Origin of the sequence: Stenotrophomonas sp. SMYL20 (genome assembly GCF_036320045.1) — a bacterium.
Classification (GTDB): domain Bacteria; phylum Pseudomonadota; class Gammaproteobacteria; order Xanthomonadales; family Xanthomonadaceae; genus Stenotrophomonas; species Stenotrophomonas maltophilia_A.
The window spans coordinates 1-2,108 of record NZ_JAWIRT010000051.1 but is presented as its reverse complement, the minus strand read 5'-3'; the positions used below and the strand labels follow the sequence as shown (position 1 = coordinate 2,108).

Annotated in this window: 1 protein-coding gene; it reads right to left on the bottom strand. The window is 63.1% G+C overall.

The annotated features are described in order from the left end of the window. Positions 1-107 precede the first annotated feature (107 nt). A partial coding sequence (locus V3B48_RS21255; protein ID WP_329894406.1) for a hypothetical protein occupies positions 108-2,108 on the bottom strand: 2,001 nt, incomplete at its 5' end.

Below are 2,108 nucleotides of genomic sequence, written 5' to 3'. Positions count from 1 at the left end.
GGATCGCCCGCTCACGAAGGTGGACCGCGTCTGCGGGGATACATGGCGCAGCCCATAGCCCTCGCGCAGCGGTTCGGGCAACCACTTCGGCTGCATGATCAGCGCCATTACCCGACCTTCCTTCTGACATTCCAGTTCGATCGCATCGCGCGTGATTGGGGACCTGTGCCAGATGTGGTGTCCGCCACACGATCCTGCCGCGCCAAGGCTACCGCGCGACGCACTGTCTGCTCCTGCATCAGCCGTTCCCGCTCGCTGATGGAGCCGTTCACGTTGAAATTCATCTCAAAGGTGTCGCCCCGACCTCCGCCAGCAGCATCGCGGGACACTCGGTCGAGGGTTGCGTCCAGCTTGGCACTGGTGGCCGCAGTGGTGACCCGCTCGCCCTTTTGCAGCAGCCAGGTTCCCGTCTCGGGAACGCTATCGATACCGTCGTGGGCCATGCCAACCGCCGAAACTTCGCCGACCAGGTTGGCAACTGCTGCCGCTGCGGCGGCCATCGCCGCGAGGTTGGCAGGGAACGGAAGGCCGCTTGAAAGTGCCGAGCTGACTGCATCCTTGGCAGCCAGCGCGGCCTTCGCGACGGAGAACGCCTTACTAATTGCGAATGCGGCCCGGTAGATACCGGACTGCTCGCCGAAGCCGGCACGCATGACGCCCGCGACGCCGGCCAATCCCTGCTCTGCAGCGGTCAATCCGACCTGCCACCGGGCCTTGTCTAGCTCATCCAACCTGGCCTGATGGGTGACCGCCAGCGCCGCCTCTTGGTTGTCCCACTCATCAGTCAGATCAGCGCGCGCCTTCCTGTATTCCTCCAGGGCCTCCAGTTGTGCGGCATACCGCTTGTTCTCCTCCTCGACCGCCTTGTTGATCTTGGAGAACTCGCCGCTGGCCCCGCCATAGAGCGCGTCCGGCCCGCGATACTCGCTTCCCATCGAGCCACCGACCTGTTCGATCGCCTTGCCGGCAACCTTTGCGAACTCTGGATCATTTGCAGCGCCTACAGCAGCGGCAGCCTGCAGTACCTTCAGACGGTCTCGCGCCAAGTCGACGCCGAGCGAGTCCTTCCTGTTCAGCTCGTCCTTCAACTTGACGAAGGCCTCGGTGGCCTTGGCCGCTTCCTCATTCGCTGACTTCACCCCTGCCAACCGGTCAATCTCGCTGGCAAGTGCGCGCAGGCGCTCTTGGTGGGCAGCGTTCAGGCCTTGCAGGCTGCCTTGCGTCATTTCAAAGTTCAGGCGCTGCAGCTCGGTGGCCTTGCCAGATCGGTCCGCGCTGGTGTCGAACAACTCGATCTGGCGCCTGAGCTGTAGCCCGCTGGCTTCGTAAGCGCGCTGAAGCTGCTGCTGGCTGGCAACGCGCTGCTTCGCGTTGTCTGCGTCCGCGGCTGCTGCGGCGGCAGCCTCTCTCGCCGCACTGTCGCTGGATTTTGCCGTGCTATCTACCGAACCGGTGACTCCCTTGAATGCCTCCGCCGCCCGCTGATACTTGTAGCGCTCAGTCAGCTCCCGCTGGATGCCGATACGCTGCTGAGTCAGATCGTTGATCTGCTTGAGCCTGGCAGCCTCCTGGGAATCCGTCAGGGGAATCCCGAGGAGACCTGTCTTGTTCTGCTTCGCGTAGTTGATCAACCCGTTCAGTCGGGCCATCTTCTCGTTGAGTGCAGCCTCGCCGGCATCCTGTACGCTTCCGCCAGCGTCTAGATTCGCGAGATCCCGGACCTTGGTAATGAAACCGGCGATCTGAACAACACCATTCGCAAGCTCACTGGACAGATTGGCCACCAGCGTGACAATGCTGTCGAATCCCTCCTTGACCTTCGGGTCCTTCAGAGTGTCGATGAGGTCGTTGACGGCAGCGGTTGCCCCCTTGAGGCTTCCGTCCTTGGCCGTGGTGATGTCATCCAGTGTATGGCCGAGCGCGGTCAGCGCGCCTCCGAAGGTATCGCGCGCCGCCAGTGCGGCGCCGGCATACGATTCCTCGAGGATCTCCAGGATCATCACCTGGGCCTCACCTTCCTTGCCGGCCTTCACCAGCTCGTCGATCGTACCGCGCACTTCCTTGGTGAAGGCTGCACCGAAGCCCTGCTGTGCCAGAGCGGCGGCGGC